Raw genomic sequence first — 20,942 nt, forward strand, 5'->3', positions numbered from 1 at the left:
AGGACGACCGGGGCTCCGCATGTGCGGAGCCCCACTCCCGCGGGTGACAACGGCCTCTTTGTGCGGCCTTGTCACCTGCGCCTTCGCACCCGCGGGGCGGGGCCCGTCGCACACCCCGCCCCTGACCTCGTAAGGTCGTGTCCGTGTTGGAGGAGATGCGGATACGGTCGCTCGGAGTCATCGACGACGCGGTGGTCGAGCTGTCGCCCGGCTTCACCGCCGTGACCGGTGAGACCGGCGCGGGCAAGACGATGGTGGTCACCAGCCTCGGGCTGCTGCTGGGCGGGCGCGCGGACCCGGCCCTCGTACGGATCGGCGCCAAGAGCGCCGTCGTGGAGGGGCGGATCACCGTTCCCCCGGGCGGGACGGCCGTCGTACGGGCGGAGGAGGCGGGTGCCGAGCTGGACGACGGCGCGCTGCTGTTCAGCCGTACCGTTTCGGCCGAGGGGCGCTCACGGGCCCACCTGGGTGGACGCTCGGTGCCGGTGGGCGTGCTCGCCGAGCTCGCCGACGAACTCGTCGCGGTGCACGGGCAGACCGACCAGCAGGGCCTGCTCAAGCTGTCCCGGCAGCGGCAGGCCCTGGACCGGTACGCCGGCGACGCGGTCGCCGTGCCCCTCGCCAAGTACGCGGGCGCCTACCGCCGGCTGCGGGCGATCTCGGCCGAACTGGACGAGATCACCACCCGCGCGCGGGAACGCGCCCAGGAAGCCGACCTGCTGCGCTTCGGGCTCGAGGAGATCGCGGCCGTGGAGCCGCGCGCCGGCGAGGACACCGAACTGGCGGCGGAGGCGGAGCGGCTCGGCCACGCGGAGGCCCTCGCCTCGGCCGCCACGGTCGCCCACGCCGGGCTCGCGGGCAATCCCGAGGACCCGGAGGGCATCGACGCGGCCACCCTCGTCGCGGGCGCCCACCGTGCCCTGGAGGCCGTGCGCTCGCACGACGCGGCCCTCGCCACCCTGTCCGGCCGGATCGGCGAGATCGCCATCCTGCTCGGCGACGTGGCGGGAGAACTCGCCGGGTACGCCGACGACCTCGACGCCGACCCGCTGCGGCTCGCGGCGGTCGAGGAGCGCCGCGCCGCACTCACCCAGCTGACCCGCAAGTACGGCACGGACATCGACGCCGTGCTCGCCTGGGCCGAACAGGGCGTCACCCGGCTCAACGAACTGGACGGCGACGACGACCGGCTCGGCGAACTGACCGCCGAGCGGGACGCGCTCCGTGCCGAACTGGGCGGACTCGCCCAGGCGTTGACCGACGCCCGGGCGGAGGCCGCCGAACGCTTCGCCGCCGCCGTCACCGCCGAACTGGCCTCGCTCGCCATGCCCCACGCGCGCGTCTCCTTCGAGATCCGGCAGGCCGACGACCCGGAGGGCGTCGAGGTCGGCGGCCGCACGGTGGCCTACGGCCCGGCGGGCGTCGACGAGGTGGAGCTGCTGCTCGCCCCGCACCCCGGCGCGCCGCCGCGGCCCATCGCCAAGGGGGCGTCGGGCGGTGAACTCTCGCGCGTGATGCTCGCGGTGGAGGTCGTGTTCGCGGGCACGGACCCGGTGCCGACCTACCTGTTCGACGAGGTCGACGCGGGTGTCGGCGGCAAGGCCGCCGTCGAGATCGGGCGCCGCCTCGCCCGGCTCGCGAAGACCGCGCAGGTCGTCGTCGTGACGCACCTGCCGCAGGTCGCCGCGTTCGCCGACCGCCAGCTGCTGGTCGAGAAGACCAACGACGGGTCGGTGACCCGCTCCGGCGTGAAGGTCCTGGAGGGCGAGGACCGCATCCGCGAACTGTCCCGGATGCTCGCGGGCCAGGAGGACTCGGAGACGGCCCGGGCCCACGCCGAGGAACTCCTCGCAACGGCCCGCGCGGACGGCTGAGCCGACCACCGCGCGGTTTCGGGCCGGGGTTCCGGTGCCACCGGCGGCGCCGCCGGTGCGCCGACGGCTCAGGCTTTCCATCCGCCGCCTCGGTCGGCCGCCCTCCGAGGCTGCGGCGCACCGGACCGGCTGCCGGCGTGGCCGTGTGGAGGGGCGTGCGGGGTGGCGGATGCGACCCGTGGTGGTCGTGTGAACCAGGTGGGGGTCGGGGCGGAGGGGCCTCTCGGGGGTGGATGGGGTCGGTGTGGCGTCGAAGGGCGTCGGACCGGGGCATTTCTCACTCGTCCGGGTGACCGTCGTCGTCGAGTTGCCTTCTCTGACGTGCCCTCGTCGCGACGGCTGTGCCGGAACACCCGTACGGCCTGGCATCCTTGGCGTAGATACGCCGTGCACGACGTGCGGTCCATCCCCTCCGCGCGATCCTTCTGTACGTTTCTTCGTGACGGTCCACGCCGAACCAGGAGCCCCGGCCACGTGAGCCACGTGAGCAGCCACTCACCGCACGGCCAGTCGCCGCTGCGCACCGTGCAGGTGCTCGGCGGCGGCAGCGCGGGCAGCAGCGCGCACGTGCGGTCGCTGGCCTCGGGACTCGTCGCGCGGGGCGTACGGGTCACCGTGTGCGCCCCCACCGAGGCCGACCGCGCGTACGGGTTCTCCGGAGTGGGCGCGCATCACGTCCCCGTCCCCCGCAGCAGCGATCCCTCCTCCGTGTCCGCGCTGCGGGCGGCCTGCGCCGAGGCCGATCTCGTGCACGCGCACGGGCTGCACGCCGCGCTGCGAGCGGCCCTCGCGCTCAGCGGGCGGCGCGTGCCGCTCGTCGTCACCTGGCACACGCGCGCCGACGCCGAGGGAGCGCGGGCCCATCTCCTGCGCCTCCTCGAACGACGGGTCGCCCGCGCCGCGTCCGTGGTCCTCGGCACCTCCTCCGACCTGGTGGACCGGGCACGCCGCAGGGGAGCGCGCGACGCGCGGCTCGCCGCGGTCGCGCTGCCCGCGCCGCGCCCGCCCGTCGAGCCCGCGGACCCGGACCGCTGCCGACACAAGGCGCGCGCCGAACTCGGTTCGACCGAGCGCCCGTTGCTCATGGCGGTCGGTTCGCTCGACCGGCAGCGCGGCTACGAGACCCTGCTGGACGCGGCGCACGTCTGGTGCCGGCTCGATCCCGTGCCGCTGCTCGTCATCGCGGGGGAGGGGCCGCTCCGCGCGGTCCTCCAGCGCCGTATCGAGGACGAGGAACTGCCGGTCCGGCTCATCGGGCGGCGCGACGACATCACGGAGCTGCTCGCGGCCGCCGACCTCGCGCTCCTGCCGAGCAGTTGGGAATCACGGTCGGTCCTCGCGCAGGAGGCACTGCACGCGCGGGTGCCGCTCGTCGCGACCGCGGTCGGCGGCATCCCCGAACTCGTCGGCGACGCCGCCGAACTCGTCCCGTACGGCGACGCGAGGGCGCTCGGCGAGACGGTCGTACGGCTGCTGGCGGATCCGGTACGCCAGGAGGAGCTGCGTGAGCGCGGCACCCGGCAGGCCGCGAGCTGGCCGACCGAGGACGAGACGGTGGCCCAAGTGCTCAGCGTGTACGACGAGTTGACGCAAGCCCAGCTGTCGCACTGATCCGGGCCGATCCGTGGCCCGCTCCGGGCGGCGGTCCGTGACCCCTGGCGATCCACGCGGTGTCCGCTACGGCACGTGCCTGCGGGCCCGCAGTGCCAGGCTCAACGCCAGGACCGTCTGCGGGTCGTCGAGGTCGGTGCCCAGCAACTCCCCTATCCGGGCCAGCCGGTTGTAGAGGGTCTGCCGGTTGAGGTGCAGTTCACGGGCGGTCTCCGCCTTGCGGCCCGCGTGCGCCAGATAGGTCTCCAGGGTCGGCAGCAACGGCGGCTTGGAGCGGCGGTCGTGATCGCGCAGCGGGCCGATCGCCCGGTCGACGAAGGCGGCCAGGTCGGGATGCTCACGCAGCCGCCACAGCAGCAGGTCGATGTCCAGCCGGCGGGCGTCGTACCAAGGACGGTCGGACAGGCCCTGCGCGGCCGTCGCCGTCTCCGCCGCGTGCCGCAGGCCCGCCGACGCGGCCGCCCAGCCGCCCGCCACCCCGACCACCACGACCGGCGGCTGTGCCCCGGGCCGCTGCATGCCCGCCCGCTCCACACCCGCACGCAGGGCCGCCGCGACCCGGTCGGCGACGGTCGCGCGTTCCGACTCCGCGCGCAGGCCGAGGAGCAGCGGGACACGGCCCTCCACGGGACGGACGCCCAGCAGGACCGGGACGCCGACCGAGGCCAGCTCCTCGGCGACCGCGCGGGCGAGGACCGCCCAGCCGCCGCCCGGCGCGAGACCGTCGGCCAGCCGCATCACGACCGGCAGGAGTGGGCTGGTACCGGGCTTGAAGCCGAGCACGCGGGCCTGTGCCGGGGCGTCCTCCGCCTCGATACGGCCCTCGGCGAGATCCGTGAGGAAGTCACCGCGTCCGCGCGCGGCCAGCTCTTCCTCCTGGCGGGCCTGCATCAGCACGACGGCCAGGATGCCGGCGGCCCGTTCGGCGGCGAGCCGGTGCACCGGGGCGACGGGGGCACTGACCGGCAGCACGACCAGACGTGCCCGCACGGAACCGGTGCCCGGTCCGCCTCCGGGCACGTCCACCAGGGTCGTCCCCGCCGGCGGCTCCTCCTTGTGCTGGCCGCGCATCCCCTCCCAGACCTGGAGCGGGTCGGCGCCCGCGGCTCCGGACCCGGCCGAGTAGAGCAGCTGCCCGTCGGCGGTCTCCAGGAAGACCGGGTTGCCGCTGAAGTCGGCGAGAATGCGCAGCACTTGGGGTACCCCGCCGCCGCCGAGGAGAGCCTCGGTGCAGCGCCGGTGCACCTCTTCGGCCTGCTGCAGCAGGGTGTAGTGGCCGTTGACGATCTCGGTGTGGATCTCCTCCGTGACCGTCACGAAGGGCACCTCGCGGTGCAGCTGGACCAGCGGCAGGCCGGCCGAGCGTGCCGTCTCCACGAGGGCGGCGGGCAGCCGGGTGAAGCGCGGGCCGAGTTCCACCACGAGCGCGGCGATACCCCGTTCGGCGAGGGTGCGGACGAACGCCCGCTGCTCGGCGGGGCGGGTGCCGAGCCCGTATCCCGTGGTCAGCAGCAGTTCGCCGCCCTTGAGGAGCGAGGCGATGTTCGGCACCTCGCCGGCGTGCACCCAGCGCACGGTGCGCTGCAGCCGGTCGGCCCCCGCGAGGATCTCCGGCAGCCCGCTCCGCAGGCCGGGCAGCTCGAGGGCCCGCTGCACGGTGATTCCGGCGCCCTGGGTGTCGTAACGGCTGTCCATGCTGCGGACGCTACCCGCGGACGGGGCGCCGGGGCATCTCCGCCGCCGCACGGTGGTCCGCGCGGGGAGCGGCCACCACCCGGTCCCGGTGGATCGGGCGCGGTGGGGCGGATGCCCGGGTGCGCCCGATCCGGGCGGGATCAGCCGCCGTACGCCCCGCTCGCGGTGAGCCGCAGGGCCGTGTCGATCAGCGGGACGTGGCTGAAGGCCTGCGGGAAGTTACCGACCTGGCGCTGCAGGCGCGGGTCCCACTCCTCGGCGAGCAGACCGAGGTCGTTGCGCAGGGCGAGCAGACGCTCGAAGAGCTTGCGGGCCTCGTCGACCCGCCCGATCATCGCGAGGTCGTCGGCCATCCAGAACGAGCAGGCGAGGAACGCGCCCTCGTCGCCCTCCAGACCGTCCACGCCCGCGTGCTCGCCCGTCGTCGGGTAGCGCAGGATGAAGCCGTCCGCGGTGGACAGCTCGCGCTGGATCGCCTCGATGGTGCCGATCACGCGCTTGTCGTCCGGTGGCAGGAAGCCCATCTGCGGGATCAGCAGCAGCGAGGCGTCCAGCTCCTTGGAGCCGTACGACTGCGTGAACGTGTTCCGCTCCTTGTCGTAGCCCTTCTCGCAGACGTCCCGGTGGATGTCGTCGCGCAGCTCGCGCCACTTCTCCAGCGGGCCGTCCGCGTCACCGGACTCGATGAGCTTGATCGTGCGGTCCACGGCGACCCAGGCCATCACCTTGGAGTGCACGAAGTGCCGGCGCGGGCCGCGGACCTCCCAGATCCCCTCGTCCGGCTGGTCCCAGTGGTCCTCCAGGTAGCGGATCAGCTTCAACTGGAGCAGCGAGGCGTAGTCGTTGCGGGACAGGCCCGTCATGTGGGCCAGGTGCAGGGCCTCGGTGACCTCGCCGTAGACGTCGAGCTGGAGCTGGTGCGCCGCGCCGTTCCCGACGCGGACCGGCGCCGAACCCTCGTACCCGGGCAGCCAGTCGAGCTCGGCCTCGCCCAACTCCCGTTCGCCCGCGATGCCGTACATGATCTGCAGGTTCTCCGGGTCGCCGGCGACCGCGCGCAGCAGCCACTCGCGCCAGGCGCGGGCCTCCTCGCGATAGCCGGTGCGCAGCAGCGAGGAGAGGGTGATGGCCGCGTCGCGCAGCCAGGTGTAGCGGTAGTCCCAGTTGCGGACGCCGCCGATCTCCTCCGGGAGGGAGGTGGTCGGCGCGGCGACGATGCCGCCCGTGGGCGCGTAGGTCAGCGCCTTCAGCGTGATCAGGGAACGCACCACGGCCTCGCGGTAGGGGCCGTGGTACGTACATTGGTCGACCCAGTCGCGCCAGAAGTCCTCGGTCGCCTCGAGGGACTGCTCCGGCTCGGGCAGCGCGGGCGGCACCTTGTGCGAGGGCTCCCACGAGATCGTGAAGGCGATCCGGTCACCCGGCGCGACCGTGAAGTCGGCGTACGTGGTCAGGTCCTTGCCGTACGTCTCGCAGTCCGTGTCGAACCAGACCGAGTCCGGTCCGGCGACGGCGACCGTGCGGCCCTCGTGCTTGTGCACCCAGGGCACCACGCGGCCGTACGAGAAACGCATCCGCAGCGCGGAGCGCATCGGCACGCGGCCGGTGACGCCCTCGACGATCCGGATGAGCTGCGGGGCGCCGTCACGCGGGGGCATGAAATCGGTCACCCGGACCGTGCCCCGCGGGGTGTCCCACTCGGATTCGAGGATGAGCGAGTCGCCGCGGTACCGGCGGCGCGCCGCCGTGGGGGGTTCGGTGTCGGCCGCGTGGGCGGGCCCGAGCCGCCAGAATCCGTGTTCCTCCGTGCCGAGCAGTCCTGCGAAGACGGCATGGGAGTCGAAGCGGGGCAGGCACAGCCAGTCGACTGTGCCGTCCCGGCAGACCAGCGCGGCTGTCTGCATGTCTCCGATGAGTGCGTAGTCCTCGATGCGCCCGGCCACGTGCATCTCCAGTCGAACGGCCACGGCGCCCCTGCGCGGGGCGGTCGCTCTTGCGGTCAAGGGAACGTAGGTAGTGCGGAAAAGTAGGCAATGCGGAACTTCGGTATTGCTGAGGATCGGGGGTGGGGGGACGTAGTTCGTACGTCGCTGCGGAGCGTCCGTTTCAGTGTGAGGGGCGATCCGATTGTCGTCTCGAAACGAACTGACAAGCCCTTTTTGTTCCGGATACGGACGGGATGATGCCGTGTACCGGCGGGACTCGGCAGCGAGTGTCCGAGCAGGATACGACGCACGTGGAAGATCCGCGTGCCGCTCCCGGCAACCCGGCTGGGCCGATCGAGTGAGCGGTGTGCGGGGTGTGTGCCGAGGTGTGCGCGGAGCGTGGCCGGAAGCAGCCTCGTTCGGTCGCTGATACCCTGGTAGCCCGTGGACCGGTGGGCAAGAAACCCCCGAACCGCAGCGACGGCGCCTCCGGAAATCTCCGGACCCCACGCCGGTACGCACCCCAGACCGCGACCACGGGAGCCCCCTCTTGGCCATGCCGCCCGCTGCTTTCCGAAACAGCACTGCCACGACGACCAAGCACATCTTCGTCACCGGGGGTGTCGCCTCCTCCCTCGGCAAGGGACTGACGGCCTCCAGCCTGGGCGCGCTGCTCAAGGCGCGGGGTCTGCGGGTCACGATGCAGAAGCTCGACCCGTACCTGAACGTCGACCCGGGCACGATGAACCCGTTCCAGCACGGTGAGGTGTTCGTCACGAACGACGGCGCCGAGACGGACCTGGACATCGGTCACTACGAGCGCTTCCTCGACGTCGACCTCGACGGCTCGGCCAACGTCACCACCGGCCAGGTGTACTCCACCGTCATCGCCAAGGAGCGGCGCGGCGAGTACCTGGGCGACACGGTGCAGGTCATCCCGCACATCACCAACGAGATCAAGCACCGCATCCGCCGGATGGCCACCGACGACGTCGACGTCGTCATCACCGAGGTCGGCGGCACGGTCGGCGACATCGAGTCCCTGCCCTTCCTGGAGACGGTCCGCCAGGTCCGCCACGAGGTCGGCCGCGACAACGTGTTCGTCGTGCACATCTCGCTCCTCCCGTACATCGGCCCGTCCGGCGAGCTGAAGACCAAGCCCACCCAGCACTCGGTGGCGGCGCTCCGCAACATCGGTATCCAGCCGGACGCGATCGTCCTGCGCGCCGACCGCGAGGTGCCCACCGCCATCAAGCGCAAGATCTCGCTGATGTGCGACGTCGACGAGGCCGCCGTGGTCGCCGCCATCGACGCCAAGTCGATCTACGACATCCCGAAGGTCCTGCACACCGAGGGCCTGGACGCCTACGTCGTCCGCAAGCTGGACCTGCCGTTCCGCGACGTGGACTGGACGACCTGGGACGACCTGCTCGACCGCGTCCACAACCCCGTCCACGAGATCACCATGGCGCTCGTCGGCAAGTACATCGACCTGCCCGACGCCTACCTCTCGGTCACCGAGGCGCTGCGCGCCGGCGGGTTCGCGAACAAGGCCCGCGTCACGATCAAGTGGGTCACCTCCGACGACTGCAAGACCCCCGCCGGTGCCGCGGCCCAGCTCGGGGACGTCGACGCGATCTGCATCCCCGGCGGCTTCGGCGACCGCGGCGTGTCCGGCAAGGTCGGCGCCATCCAGTACGCCCGCGAGAACGGGATCCCGCTGCTCGGCCTCTGCCTCGGCCTGCAGTGCATCGTGATCGAGGCCGCGCGGAACCTGGCCGACATCCCGGACGCCAACTCCACCGAGTTCGACTCCGCCACCGGCCACCCGGTCATCTCCACGATGGCCGAGCAGCTCGACATCGTCGCCGGCGAGGGCGACATGGGCGGCACCATGCGACTGGGCATGTATCCGGCCAAGCTCGCCGAGGGCTCGATCGTGCGCGAGGTGTACGACGGCAAGGAGTACGTCGAGGAGCGCCACCGTCACCGCTACGAGGTGAACAACGCCTACCGCGCCGAGCTGGAGAAGAAGGCCGGTCTGCAGTTCTCCGGCCTTTCCCCCGACGGCAAGCTCGTCGAGTACGTCGAGTACCCGCGCGACGTCCACCCGTACCTCGTCGCGACCCAGGCGCACCCCGAACTGCGCTCCCGCCCGACCCGGCCGCACCCGCTCTTCGCGGGCCTGGTCAAGGCCGCGGTGGAGCGCAAGACGGGCAGGTAACACAAGGGTTGTACGGTGGCCGGGGTGCCGACCCGCGGGTGAAACCGCAGGTCGCGCGCCCCGGCTCCGTCGACGGACCGGCTTCTTTGGGCACGTGTGGGAGGACAGACCATGACGATCAAGGACACCCCCGAGGAGTGGGAGGTCCGGGCGACCGAGACCCCCTTCAAGGGCAACAAGACCTCGGTACGCACCGACGACGTGGTCATGCCCGACGGGTCCGTCGTCCGCCGCGACTACCAGGTCCACCCGGGCTCCGTGGCCGTGCTCGCCCTCGACGACGAGGGCCGGGTGCTGGTGCTGCGCCAGTACCGCCACCCCGTGCGGCAGAAGCTGTGGGAGATCCCGGCGGGCCTGCTCGACATCCCCGGGGAGAACCCGCTGCACGCCGCCCAGCGCGAGCTGTACGAGGAGGCGCACGTCAAGGCGGAGAGCTGGCGCGTGCTGACCGACGTGTACACCACGCCCGGCGGCTGCGACGAGGCCGTGCGCATCTTCCTCGCCCGTGACCTCTCCGAGGCGGAGGGCGAGCGGTTCGACGTCGAGGACGAGGAGGCCGACATGGAGCTGGCCCGCGTTCCCCTCGACGACCTCGTCCGCGGTGTCCTCGCCGGCGAGCTGCACAACAACTGCCTGGTCGTGGGCGTCCTCTCGCTCGTCGCGGCGCGGCAGGGCGACGGGCTGGACGCTCTGCGTCCCGCCGAGGCGCCCTGGCCGGCGCGCCCCTTCGAGGCCTGACACCGGTTCCTCCCGCCACCCCTCCGGACGCGGAACACCCACCCGTCCGGAGGTGCCGGTCCTACGATCGCCTGATCCGATCGGGGGACGTCCCCGCCGCGCTCCTCCCGGATCGTCGCAGAGCGTGAACTAGGCTCTGGAAACGCCCGAACCGGAGTCCCGGCGGGCTTGCGCGCGCAGTGGAACGGGAGTGTGGCCCGTGGCGGATCAGGCAGTGGACGACGGCGGCACGAAGGTGTCGGCCAAGGGGCGGCGACCGGCTGCCGGGTCCGCTCCTACGGAGAGTCAGTTCCTGGGCCGTACCAGAGAGTTGAAGGAACTCCGGGCCGACATCGAACGCGCGGGGCTGGACACGTTGTCCGGCCGCAAGGCACCCCGCGCGCGGGTTCTCCTGATCGCCGGCAAACCCGGATCGGGCCGCACCGCGCTCGCCGCCGAACTCGCCGGGCAGGTCGCCGAGAGTTACCCCGACGGCATACTGCGAGCCCGGCTCACCGAACCCGACGGCACCCCCGTGCCCACCGAGTCCACCGCCCGTGAGCTGCTGACCGCGCTCGGACTGCCGACGCCTCCCGGGGCCGGCGCGGACGATCTCGGCGAACGGCTGCGCGAGGCCCTCGCGGTCCGCCGGGCGGTGCTCGTGCTCGACGACGCGGCCGACGCCGAACAGGTCGACGCGGTGCTGCCCGACTCCCCGGACTGCCTGGTCGTCGCCGTGTCCGAGGGACCGCTGACCGGGATCGCGGACGTCCGCCCCTGCACCCTCGGCGGCCTGGACACCAAGTCCGCCCTCGAACTCCTCGGCCACTTCACCGGCTCGGTGCGCATCACCGTGGACCCGCTCGCCGCCGAGGGACTGGTCGAGCTCTGCGCCGGTCAGCCGGCCGCCCTGGTGCTCGCCGGCGGCTGGCTCGCCGCCCGCCCGGCGTCCGCCGTCGCCGACCTCTCCAAGCACCTGCGGTCCGAGGGCGAGGACGGCACCGCGCTGGCCCGCGTCTTCCGGCTCGCCTACACCTCGCTGCCGAGCACGGCCGCGCGGATACTGCGCCTGCTCTCCCTCGCGCCCGCGGGCCTGGTGGACCCGCACACGGCCTCCGCGCTGGCCGGCTGCTCGGTCCAGGCCGCGCGCACCACGCTCGACGACTTCGCCGCGCTCGGCCTGCTCCACGCGGTCCCCGGCCCGCTGCCCCAGTACGAGGTCCCCGGCTGCCTGCAGCCGCTCCTCCAGGGACTCGTCGAGGCCCACGACCGTCCCGCCGAGGTGCAGCTCGCCCGTGCCCGGATGCTGGAGCGGACCGTACGGCTGCTGGTGTCCTGCCGCGCCATCACCGAGACCGACAGCTCGCCCGCCCAGGAGAAGCTCGCCGGGATGCCGCGCGCCCTGCGCTTCCCGAGCCCCCGGGCGGCCGAGGAGTGGCTGACCGTCCGCAAGCCCGCGCTGCTCGCCTCCGCCCGGCTCGCGGTGGCGGACGGGGAGCTGGACACCCTCGCCCGGCGTCTGATGGCCGCGCTGGTGCGGGCCATGGTCGCGCACTTCGGCACCCAGGCCGCCGCACCCGAGCTGTACGGCATCCACCGGCTCGTCCTGGACGTCGCCGAGCGCCGGAAGCTGCCCCGCGAGAAGGCCGCGGCCCTGCTGAACCTCGCCGACCTCGACGCGCAGACCGGCCGGAGCACGGATGCCCTCGCCCGCTACCGGGCCGCGCTGGACGCCGGACGCGAGGCGAACGACCCGTACGCGACCGGCCGCGCGATGGAATCCGTAGGCGGTGCCCACCAGGAGCTGGGCGACTACGACCGGGCCGCCGACTGGTACGGCCGGGCCCTCGCCGAGCGCCTCGCCCGCGGCGAGCGGGTGGACGCCGCCCGGCTGTACGGACGCCTCGCCACCGCGCACACCTACGCGGGCCGCTACGGCGAGGCGCTGGTCAACTGGCGCTCCGCCGTCGCCGGGCACCGCAAGAACGGCGATGTCGCCGCGCAGGCACGCGCGTTGAGCGAGACCGCGCGCGTCCAGGAGTACGCGGGACGGCCCGAGGAGTCGTTGCGCACCTGCCAGGAGGCCGTCGAGTGGGCGCGTCGCGCGGACGACGTACGGCTGCAGGCCGCGCTGCAGCTCCGGCTGGCCGACACCCTGGACCGGCTCGGCGACCCGGCGGCCGCCCGGCTGCACCGCGCCGCCGCCGAGCGCATGCTGGGAGAAGAGCTCCCGGAGAGCGCAATCGACCCGGAACAGGACGCTAACGCCTGCGAAATCCGTAGTGCATCCGCTGAAGGTTGATGCATTGAAAGGCTAGACAGAAAGAATCCCTTCATTAGACTGGCTCCGCCGCGTTCTTCCGTGGTGTCTCCCGGTGTGCTCCCGTATGCCGGGTATGACATGCATCGCCTGGCTTGCATCGCCTCGGCGTGCATAGCCCCGAACCCTCTGAGCCAAGGACCGTGATCGACGTGAAGGTCGGCATCCCCCGCGAGGTCAAGAACAACGAGTTCCGGGTGGCCATCACCCCCGCCGGCGTGCACGAGCTGGTGCGCCACGGCCACCAGGTCGTCGTCGAGCAGAACGCCGGTGTCGGCTCCTCGATCACGGACGAGGAGTACGTCTCCGCCGGTGCGCAGATCCTCGGCACCGCCGACGAGGTCTGGGCCACCGCCGACCTGCTGCTCAAGGTCAAGGAGCCGATCGCGGAGGAGTACCACCGCCTGCGCAAGGACCAGACGCTCTTCACGTACCTGCACCTCGCCGCCTCCAAGGAGTGCACGGACGCCCTCCTGGAGTCGGGCACCACGGCGATCGCGTACGAGACCGTCGAGCTCCCGAGCCGCGCGCTGCCGCTGCTCGCCCCGATGTCCGAGGTCGCGGGCCGGCTGGCCCCGCAGGTCGGCGCCTACCAGCTGATGCGCGCCAACGGCGGCCGCGGCGTCCTGCCGGGCGGTGTCCCGGGCGTGCTCGCCGCCAAGGCCGTCGTCATCGGCGGCGGCGTCTCCGGCTGGAACGCCGCGCAGATCGCCATCGGCATGGGCTTCCACGTGACCCTGCTCGACCGCGACATCAACAAGCTCAAGGAGGCGGACAAGATCTTCGGTACGAAGATCCAGACCGTCGTCTCCAACACCTTCGAGCTGGAGAAGGCCTGCCTCGAGGCCGACCTCGTGATCGGTGCCGTGCTCATCCCGGGCGCCAAGGCCCCGAAGCTGGTCACCAACGAGCTCGTGTCCCGGATGAAGCCGGGAAGTGTCCTTGTCGACATCGCGATCGACCAGGGCGGCTGCTTCGAGGACTCGCGTCCCACCACGCACGCCGAGCCGACCTTCCCGGTCCACAACTCGGTCTTCTACTGCGTCGCCAACATGCCCGGCGCGGTGCCCAACACCTCGACGTACGCGCTGACGAACGCGACGCTGCCGTACATCGTCGAGCTCGCCAACCGCGGCTGGGTCGAGGCTCTGCGCCGCGACAACGCCCTGGCCAAGGGCCTCAACACCCATGACGGCAAGGTTGTTTACCGCGAGGTCGCCGAGGCCCACGGCCTGGAGCACGTCTCCCTGGAGAGCCTGCTCAGCTAGGACCCGCGCAGGCGTCGAGAGTCGACATTCGCGGTCGACTCCGGGCTGACAAAAGGCGATACGTCAACACAGGTCGTCAACACCGCGCACCCGGCCGGACCTTGCCCGACAAGGTCCGGCCGGGTGTGTGTCGGGTCACTTTGCGACACTCGTTCAACTCGCCACGAACGTAACTCTTTAACCGATTCGCACACCGGTGAAACCTGCTGTGCGACGGCCTTACGCCCTTGACAGAGGGGTGTTCGGTTGCCGACACATCGGGTCGGGTCCGGCGGATTGTGTTGCTGCGGAGCGGTGACACGCCATAGAGTCGCCAACCGTCGGCATGGTGCCACGCTGACCTATCTAGAAGTTTCCTGGTCACCAAGGAGGTAAGACGACTTGTGAATGAGTCGACATTTACTCCCGGGGGTGGTCAACCAGGAATGCCGGCGCGGGGCCAGAGCCCCACGGGGCTCGAGGCTGTCGGCTCCGTCGCTGTCCGCACCTTCGCGGCCCACCAGAGTCCCCGTAGAACAGGGCTGACCCAGCCAGCACACCAGAGCATGGATGGCCATCACGTGAACGCCATGGCCGGCAACGGAAGTGGCGAGAACCACACCCACTTCGCCGACTACGACGAACTGCCCGAGGGGCACTTCTACGACCCCGACGCCGAGTACGAGCCCGATCCGGAGTACGCGGCCACGCTCGCGCCCGACGCGGCCCGCCAGCGCCGCGAGCGCATCGGCCCGACGGGGCGGCCCCTGCCCTACTTCCCGATCCCGGGTCCGCTGACCAGCCACGGCCCCGCGACGATCATCGCGATGTGCAACCAGAAGGGCGGCGTGGGCAAGACCACGTCGACCATCAACCTGGGCGCGGCGCTCGCCGAGTACGGCCGCCGCGTGCTCCTCGTCGACTTCGACCCGCAGGGCGCGCTGTCCGTGGGACTCGGCGTCAACCCGATGGAGCTCGACCTCACCGTCTACAACCTGCTCATGGAGCGGGGCATGGCGGCCGACGAGGTGCTCCTGAAGACGGCGGTCCCGAACATGGACCTGCTGCCCAGCAACATCGACCTGTCCGCCGCCGAGGTGCAGTTGGTGAGCGAGGTCGCGCGCGAGTCCACGCTCCAGCGGGCCCTGAAGCCGCTGATGGCCGACTACGACTACATCGTGATCGACTGTCAGCCCTCGCTCGGTCTGCTCACCGTGAACGCGCTGACGGCCGCCCACAAGGTGATCGTGCCGCTGGAGTGCGAGTTCTTCGCGCTGCGTGGTGTCGCGCTGCTCACGGAGACCATCGAGAAGGTCCAGGAGCGGCTCAACCCCGAGCTGGAACTCGACGGCATCCTCGCGACGATGTACGACTCCCGCACGGTGCACAGCCGTGAGGTGCTCGCACGCGTCGTCGAGGCCTTCGACGATCACGTCTACCACACCGTGATCGGCCGGACCGTCCGCTTCCCGGAGACCACCGTCGCCGGTGAGCCGATCACCACGTACGCCTCCAACTCCGTCGGTGCCGCCGCCTATCGCCAGCTCGCCAGGGAGGTGCTCGCCCGGTGTCACGCCGAGTGAGTCTGCCGGGGGCCGACGAACTGTTCCGTACCACCGGGGGAATGGCGCTCCAGTCGTCCACGCCCTCGCGCCGGACCAACGGCGAGGCCCGGGTGCCGGCGCCGGCCGGTGAGAGCGACGCGGCGGCCGCCGGGGAGGACGCACCGCACGCGGTGCCCGTCCAGGGCGGTGACGGCGAGGGCGACGAACATGTCGCCGCCGGTGCCGAGTCGTCCGACGCGGGGGAGTCCCGCAGCCGGGGCGGTGCCCCGGACCGTTCGGGGCGGCGCCCGCAGGCGCAGGAAGGTTCTGCCGCCCCCGGCGCAGCGGGACAGTCGTCCCGTAAACGCGGTCGGGCGGCCGCCAACCGGCGGCCCAGCGGGCGGGAGCGGCACGACGAGAAGATCACGGTGTACGTGTCCGCCGAGGAACTGATGGACCTCGAACACGCCCGCCTGGTGCTCCGCGGTGAGCACGGGCTCGCCGTCGACCGCGGGCGGATCGTCCGCGAGGCGGTCGCCGTCGTCCTCGCCGATCTGGAATCCCGCGGGGACGCGAGCATCCTCGTACGACGGCTGCGCGGGCGGTAGCGGTAGCCTGCGACGGCTATGACCTCGAACGACCCGCCTCCGACCGCCGCCTCCGGCGGCCGTCGGCGTGCGCTGGGGCGAGGGCCGGGCACGGCACCGGCGCCCGGTGGGGCCCAGCCCCCGCCGTCCCCGGAACCGTCCGGCCCGTCGGCCGGACCGCACGAAACGCCTCCGGGGCAGCCGACGGCCCCGGTGGGCCCCTCCGCCGAGGAGGCCGAGGCCCCGGGAGCACCCGAGGCGCCCGGCGTCCGGCACGGGAACCCCACCGAACCGCCTGAGGCGGCCCCAGAGGGCTCCGGCACGTCCGCCGGGCCCGCGAGTCCGGCCGGACTCCCCGAGGCGCTCCAAGGGCCCGCGGAGGCCGCCGAGGCCCTTCCGAGGTTCGCCGGGTCCGTCGGGTCCGACCGCTCCGCCGACGCGAGCGGAGCCGAGACCGACCCCTTCGTGCGTCCTGCCGGGTCCGCCGCGGAGTCCGACGGCGGCCCCGTCGCGGTCGCTGCCCGGACCGCGGTCCCGCCCGCGTCCAGCGCCCCGGCCGCCCTGCCTTCGCGCGCGCCCGATGACGCTCCGGCGGTGCCGGGCCAGGCGGGCACGGGCGGATCCGGCTCGCCCGGCACGACTCCCGGCGGGGCCGGGACAGCGGGCGGCGACGTCTCCGGCTCGACCGCCGTCACCGACGGCGCCGCTGGCGTCGAGCCCGTCGAGCCCGTGGACGACGGGGTCTTCAAGGTGCGGCTCTCGAACTTCGAGGGACCCTTCGACCTGCTGCTCCAGCTCATCTCGAAGCACAAGCTCGACGTCACCGAGGTGGCTCTGTCGAAGGTGACCGACGAGTTCATGGCGCACATCCGGGCGATGGGCCCGGACTGGGACCTCGACCAGACGACCGAGTTCCTGGTCGTCGCGGCCACCCTGCTCGACCTGAAGGCCGCCCGCCTGCTGCCGACCGCCGAGGTCGAGGACGAGGGCGACCTGGCCCTCCTGGAGGCACGGGACCTGCTGTTCGCACGGCTGCTCCAGTACCGCGCGTACAAGCAGATCGCCGACATCTTCAACGCCCGGCTCGAAGAGGAGGGCCGCCGCTACCCGCGTACCGTCGGCCTGGAGGCGCACCACGCGGCGCTGCTGCCCGAGGTGGTCATCAGCATCGGGCCGGAGGGCTTCGCCCGGCTCGCCGTGAAGGCGATGCAGCCCAGACCCAGGCCGCAGGTCTACGTCGACCACATCCACGCCCCGCTCGTCAGCGTGCAGGAGCAGGCGGGGATCGTGGTGGCGCGGCTGAGGGAACTGGGCGAGGCCAGTTTCCGGGCGCTGGTCGAGGACACCGACGACACCCTCACCGTCGTCGCCCGCTTCCTGGCCCTGCTGGAGCTCTACCGGGAGAAGGCCGTCGCCCTGGACCAGGAGGAGGCCCTCGGGGACCTGATGGTGCGCTGGACGGGCGGCGAGGGCGAGGACCGGCCGAGGGTGACGGACGAGTTCGACCGGCCCCCGGACCCGCTGGACGACGGGAACAGGCGGGCGGGCGGGAAGCCCGGGGAACCCGAGGAGGAGAAGGCGTGAGCGAGGACACCATGGAGACCCCCGCGGGGCCGCGCACCGTCGCCGACCTCGACCTCAGGCCCGCCCTGGAGGCCGTCCTGATGGTCGTGGACGAGCCCGCGACCGAGGAGCACCTCGCGAAAATACTGGAGCGGCCCAAGCGGCAGATCGCGGACGCCCTGCGCGCGCTGGCCGACGACTACACCGTTCAGGGGCGCGGATTCGAGCTGCGGCTGATCGCCGGCGGCTGGCGTTTCTACACCCGGCCCGAGTACGCGGCCGCCGTCGAGCGCTTCGTCCTGGACGGGCAGCAGGCCCGTCTCACCCAGGCGGCACTGGAGACGCTCGCCGTCGTCGCGTACCGCCAGCCGGTCAGCCGATCCAGGGTCTCCGCGGTCCGCGGAGTCAACTGCGACGGCGTGATGCGCACCCTCCTCCAGCGGGGTCTGGTGGAGGAGGCGGGCGCGGAACCCGAAACAGGTGCGATCCTGTACACGACGACGAACTACTTCCTGGAGCGAATGGGCCTTCGCGGTCTGGACGAGCTCCCGGAGCTCGCGCCCTTCCTCCCCGAGGCGGACGCGATCGAAGCAGAGACGCTGGAAGGGGTCCCGTCGTTCGATCCGGATGCACCGGATACAGACGCAGACGACACGACGACGACGGAACTTTGATGCGAAGCAGTGGCAGTGGCAGCGGCAGGAACAGCGGGCGCGGCAACCCGCGGGGAACCGGCGGGAGCGGCAGCTCGCGTGGGTCCGGCGGGAGCGGCGGTGCGCGCGGAAGCGGCGGCGGTCCGCGGGGGACCGGCGGAGGCGGCGCCCCCCGTGGGGCCGGCGGTTCGCGTGGGGCCGGCGGGAGCGCGGGATCGCGCGGAGCCGGCTCCCAGCCGAGGAGCGACGACCAGCCGAAGCGTCCCAGCAAGCCCCGTCCCGAGGAGCGTCGCTACGACGTAGGCCCCGGCGGCACGCACGAGGGCCCGAAGTCCGGGCGCGGCGCCTCGGCGCGCGGCGGCGCCAAGGGCGGCCCCAAGCAGAGCCAGCAGCGCGGCGGCCGCACGGAGCCCTCGCGCTCCCGTGAGTACGAGACGCGGACCGAGGAGCGCAACCGCGACCGGTACGCGGGCAAGCCCGACATCAAGCTCCCCAAGACCTTCCCGGGTGCCGAGGAGGAGGGCGAGCGTCTCCAGAAGATCCTCGCGCGAGCGGGCTACGGTTCGCGGCGTGCCTGCGAGGAACTGGTCGACCAGGCCAGGGTCGAGGTCAACGGCGAGATCGTCCTGGAGCAGGGGCTGCGCGTCGACCCGGAGAAGGACGAGATCAAGGTCGACGGCCTGACGGTCGCGACGCAGTCGTACCAGTTCTTCTCGCTGAACAAGCCCGCCGGTGTCGTCTCCACCATGGAGGACAACGAGGGCCGTCAGTGCCTCGGCGACTACGTGACGAACCGTGAGACGCGGCTCTTCCACGTCGGCCGGCTCGACACCGAGACCGAGGGCGTCATCCTGCTCACCAACCACGGTGAGCTCGCACACCGGCTGACCCACCCCAAGTACGGCGTGAAGAAGGTCTACCTCGCGCACATCGTCGGCCCGATCCCGCGTGACCTGGGCAAGCGGCTCAAGGACGGCATCCAGCTGGAGGACGGGTACGCCAAGGCGGACCACTTCCGCGTCGTCGAGCAGACCGGCAAGAACTACCTCGTCGAGGTGACCCTGCACGAGGGCCGCAAGCACATCGTGCGCCGCATGCTCGCCGAGGCCGGCTTCCCGGTCGACAAGCTGGTGCGCGTCTCCTTCGGCCCGATCACGCTGGGCGACCAGAAGTCGGGCTGGCTGCGCCGCCTGTCCAACACCGAGGTCGGCATGCTGATGGCCGAGGTCGGCCTCTAGTCCTCCGGCGGGTGGTCGCGCGACTCACCGCCCTCACGCCTCGCGCGTACGACGGCCGGTTCCGGAACTTCTCCGGGGCCGGCCGATTCGTTTTCGCCGCCCCGCCGGTCTGTACCGGTGAACGGACCACCGGTGTGCCGACGTGCGCCGGGTGCGACGAAGGGAGCGGCGATGACCGCGACGACGGACCGTGACGAGTTCGTCCGGCTGACCGGCCCGTACCGGCGGGAGCTGCTCGCCCACTGCTACCGCATGCTCGGTTCGGCCGACGACGCGGAGGACCTGGTCCAGGAGACGTACCTGCGGGCCTGGCGCTCCTACGAGGGGTACGAGGGCCGGGCCTCCCTGCGCACCTGGCTCTACCGGATCGCCACCAACACCTGTCTGACGGCGCTGGAGGGGCGAGGGCGGCGTCCGCTGCCCACCGGGCTCGGCGGGCCGGGAGACGCGCCGGAGGGCCCGCTGAGGGCCCCGGCGACGGACGTCCCCTGGCTCCAGCCGCTGCCCGACGCGCTCCTCGACCCGGCGACGGTCGTCGCCGCGCGCGGCACCCTGCGGCTCGCGCTGGTCGCCGCGCTGCAGAACCTGCCCGCGCGGCAGCGGGCCGTGCTGATCCTGCGGGACGTGCTGGCCTGGCGGGCGTCCGAGGTCGCCGCCGTGCTCGACACGTCGACCGCGGCGGTCAAGAGCACCCTCCAGCGCGCGCGTGCCCGCCTCGACGAGGTCGCACCGGAGGAGGACCTGGTGGTCGAGCCCGACGGGGCCGACGACCGCGAACTGCTCGACCGGTACATGCGGGCCTTCGAGAACGCCGACATGGAGGCGCTGCTCGGACTGCTGAGGGACGGCGTCGAGCTGGAGATGCCGCCCCATCTGGAGTGGTTCAGCGGCAAGAAGGACGTCCTGCGCTTCCTGCGGGTACGGGTGCTCTCCGGCCGCGCGCCGGGATGGATCCGCATGCTGCCGGTCCGGGCCAACGGGCAGCCCGCCGTGGCCGCGTACGAAGCCGGTGCCGACGGGGTGCTGCGGGCGCACTCCGTGCAGGTGCTCACCGTCGAGGAGGGGGCCGTCGCACGGCTCACCGTGTTCCTGGACCCGGACCGTTTCCCCGGGTTCGGGCTGCCCGGGGTGCTCGCGTGAACCCCGGTGAGCTGCTGGAGCGTTCCCTCGCCTACGCGCTGGGCGGGGTCGCCGCCGTCCCGCGCGCGGATCTCGGCCGCCCGACGCCGTGCGCGGAGTGGGACCTCGGGGAACTGCTCCAGCATCTCGACGACTCGCTGGACGCGCTTCACGAGGGAGTTGCCGAGGGCCGGGTCGGGCTGTGCCCCGCCGTGCCCGCCGCCGATCCGGTGTGCGCCTTCCGGGCGCGGGCCGGGGCACTCCTCGGAGCCTGGGCCGCCGTGTCCGCCGCGCCGCCCGCCCCCGCCGTGGGCGACCGCTGCCTCGACCTCGGGCTGCTGGCGGCGGTCGGCGCCCTGGAGATCGCGGTGCACGGCTGGGACGTGACGCAGGCGTGCGGCCGGCCCCGGCCGATACCGGCGGCGCTCGCGGCGGACCTGCTGCCCCTCGCGCCGGTCGTGGTGGCGGACGCCGACCGCGGGGTGCGGTTCGCCGATCCGGTCGCGGTCCCCGCCGGGGCCGGGCCGGGCGACGTGCTCCTCGCCTTCCTGGGACGCGGCCCCGGCCACGATTCCTTTCCGGGGCGGCGCCGGTCCGTCTTCCGTGAGTGATCCTCACGGAAGGA

General features: G+C 72.6%; 15 protein-coding genes. 13 read left to right on the plus strand and 2 right to left on the minus strand.

Annotated features, from left to right (window positions below; all coding sequences use genetic code 11):
* Positions 1 to 143: 143 nt before the first annotated feature.
* Positions 144 to 1,874 carry a DNA repair protein RecN gene (gene recN, locus OG406_RS30755; protein ID WP_329188900.1) on the plus strand — a complete coding sequence of 577 codons (1,731 nt, stop codon included), beginning with the start codon at positions 144 to 146 and terminating at the stop codon, positions 1,872 to 1,874.
* A gap of 474 nt (positions 1,875 to 2,348) precedes the next feature.
* Positions 2,349 to 3,485: a glycosyltransferase family 4 protein gene (locus OG406_RS30760; protein ID WP_164372594.1), complete on the plus strand. Its 1,137-nt coding sequence runs from the start codon at positions 2,349 to 2,351 to the stop codon at positions 3,483 to 3,485.
* A 66-nt stretch (positions 3,486 to 3,551) separates the two neighbouring features.
* Here the strand turns inward: OG406_RS30760 and OG406_RS30765 are convergent, their stop codons facing one another.
* Positions 3,552 to 5,180, minus strand: a complete 1,629-nt coding sequence (locus tag OG406_RS30765) for a PucR family transcriptional regulator (protein WP_164372593.1) — start codon at positions 5,178 to 5,180, stop codon at positions 3,552 to 3,554.
* A 140-nt stretch (positions 5,181 to 5,320) separates the two neighbouring features.
* On the minus strand, positions 5,321 to 7,123 hold the full coding sequence (locus OG406_RS30770) for a glycoside hydrolase family 15 protein (protein WP_267051589.1): 1,803 nt from the start codon (positions 7,121 to 7,123) through the stop codon (positions 5,321 to 5,323).
* Between the two features lie 538 nt (positions 7,124 to 7,661).
* Here OG406_RS30770 and OG406_RS30775 point away from each other — a divergent pair.
* From OG406_RS30775 to OG406_RS30825, 11 genes are all read left to right on the plus strand, one after another.
* A complete protein-coding gene (locus OG406_RS30775) occupies positions 7,662 to 9,329 on the plus strand; it encodes a CTP synthase (protein ID WP_164372615.1) in 1,668 nt (555 codons plus the stop codon).
* A 111-nt stretch (positions 9,330 to 9,440) separates the two neighbouring features.
* Entirely contained in the window at positions 9,441 to 10,067 is a 627-nt protein-coding gene (locus tag OG406_RS30780) for an NUDIX domain-containing protein (RefSeq protein WP_164372592.1), read from the plus strand.
* 199 nt (positions 10,068 to 10,266) lie between these two features.
* The gene (locus OG406_RS30785) at positions 10,267 to 12,348 is read left to right on the plus strand and encodes a tetratricopeptide repeat protein (RefSeq protein ID WP_266612531.1); all 2,082 of its coding nucleotides are present in this window, start codon (positions 10,267 to 10,269) and stop codon (positions 12,346 to 12,348) included.
* 161 nt (positions 12,349 to 12,509) lie between these two features.
* On the plus strand, positions 12,510 to 13,634 hold the full coding sequence (gene ald, locus OG406_RS30790) for an alanine dehydrogenase (RefSeq protein ID WP_266612529.1): 1,125 nt from the start codon (positions 12,510 to 12,512) through the stop codon (positions 13,632 to 13,634).
* A 425-nt stretch (positions 13,635 to 14,059) separates the two neighbouring features.
* Positions 14,060 to 15,196 (plus strand): ParA family protein, encoded by a 1,137-nt coding sequence (locus OG406_RS30795; protein WP_081223623.1) that lies wholly within the window; start codon positions 14,060 to 14,062, stop codon positions 15,194 to 15,196.
* Positions 15,181 to 15,765, plus strand: coding sequence for a hypothetical protein (locus OG406_RS30800; protein WP_329188904.1), 585 nt, complete (start codon positions 15,181 to 15,183; stop codon positions 15,763 to 15,765). The genes OG406_RS30795 and OG406_RS30800 overlap by 16 nt, the downstream gene beginning before the upstream one ends.
* 573 nt (positions 15,766 to 16,338) lie before the next feature.
* Entirely contained in the window at positions 16,339 to 17,328 is a 990-nt protein-coding gene (locus OG406_RS39475; RefSeq protein ID WP_443067155.1) for a segregation and condensation protein A, read from the plus strand.
* Positions 17,325 to 17,981 (plus strand): SMC-Scp complex subunit ScpB, encoded by a 657-nt coding sequence (gene scpB / locus OG406_RS30810; RefSeq protein ID WP_081223620.1) that lies wholly within the window; start codon positions 17,325 to 17,327, stop codon positions 17,979 to 17,981. Before OG406_RS39475 ends, scpB begins: the two co-directional genes overlap by 4 nt.
* Positions 17,981 to 19,198, plus strand: coding sequence for a pseudouridine synthase (locus OG406_RS30815; protein WP_164372589.1), 1,218 nt, complete (start codon positions 17,981 to 17,983; stop codon positions 19,196 to 19,198). Before scpB ends, OG406_RS30815 begins: the two co-directional genes overlap by 1 nt.
* 171 nt (positions 19,199 to 19,369) lie before the next feature.
* The gene (locus OG406_RS30820) at positions 19,370 to 20,338 is read left to right on the plus strand and encodes a sigma-70 family RNA polymerase sigma factor (RefSeq protein WP_267050387.1); all 969 of its coding nucleotides are present in this window, start codon (positions 19,370 to 19,372) and stop codon (positions 20,336 to 20,338) included.
* Positions 20,335 to 20,928: a TIGR03086 family metal-binding protein gene (locus OG406_RS30825; protein ID WP_164372587.1), complete on the plus strand. Its 594-nt coding sequence runs from the start codon at positions 20,335 to 20,337 to the stop codon at positions 20,926 to 20,928. The genes OG406_RS30820 and OG406_RS30825 overlap by 4 nt, the downstream gene beginning before the upstream one ends.
* The last annotated feature ends 14 nt before the right edge of the window (positions 20,929 to 20,942 follow it).

Source organism: Streptomyces sp. NBC_01428, from assembly GCF_036231965.1.
Taxonomy (GTDB): Bacteria; Actinomycetota; Actinomycetes; order Streptomycetales; family Streptomycetaceae; genus Streptomyces.

Excerpts from the sequence above, each read along its gene's own strand:
- OG406_RS30765 (WP_164372593.1), bottom strand. The coding sequence starts at position 5,180 with ATGGACAGCCGTTACGACACCCAGGGCGCCGGAATCACCGTGCAGCGG.
- OG406_RS30775 (WP_164372615.1), top strand. The coding sequence starts at position 7,662 with ATGCCGCCCGCTGCTTTCCGAAACAGCACTGCCACGACGACCAAGCAC.
- OG406_RS30780 (WP_164372592.1), top strand. The coding sequence starts at position 9,441 with ATGACGATCAAGGACACCCCCGAGGAGTGGGAGGTCCGGGCGACCGAG.
- OG406_RS30795 (WP_081223623.1), top strand. The coding sequence starts at position 14,060 with ATGCCGGCGCGGGGCCAGAGCCCCACGGGGCTCGAGGCTGTCGGCTCC.
- OG406_RS30815 (WP_164372589.1), top strand. The coding sequence starts at position 17,981 with ATGCGAAGCAGTGGCAGTGGCAGCGGCAGGAACAGCGGGCGCGGCAAC.
- OG406_RS30820 (WP_267050387.1), top strand. The coding sequence starts at position 19,370 with ATGACCGCGACGACGGACCGTGACGAGTTCGTCCGGCTGACCGGCCCG.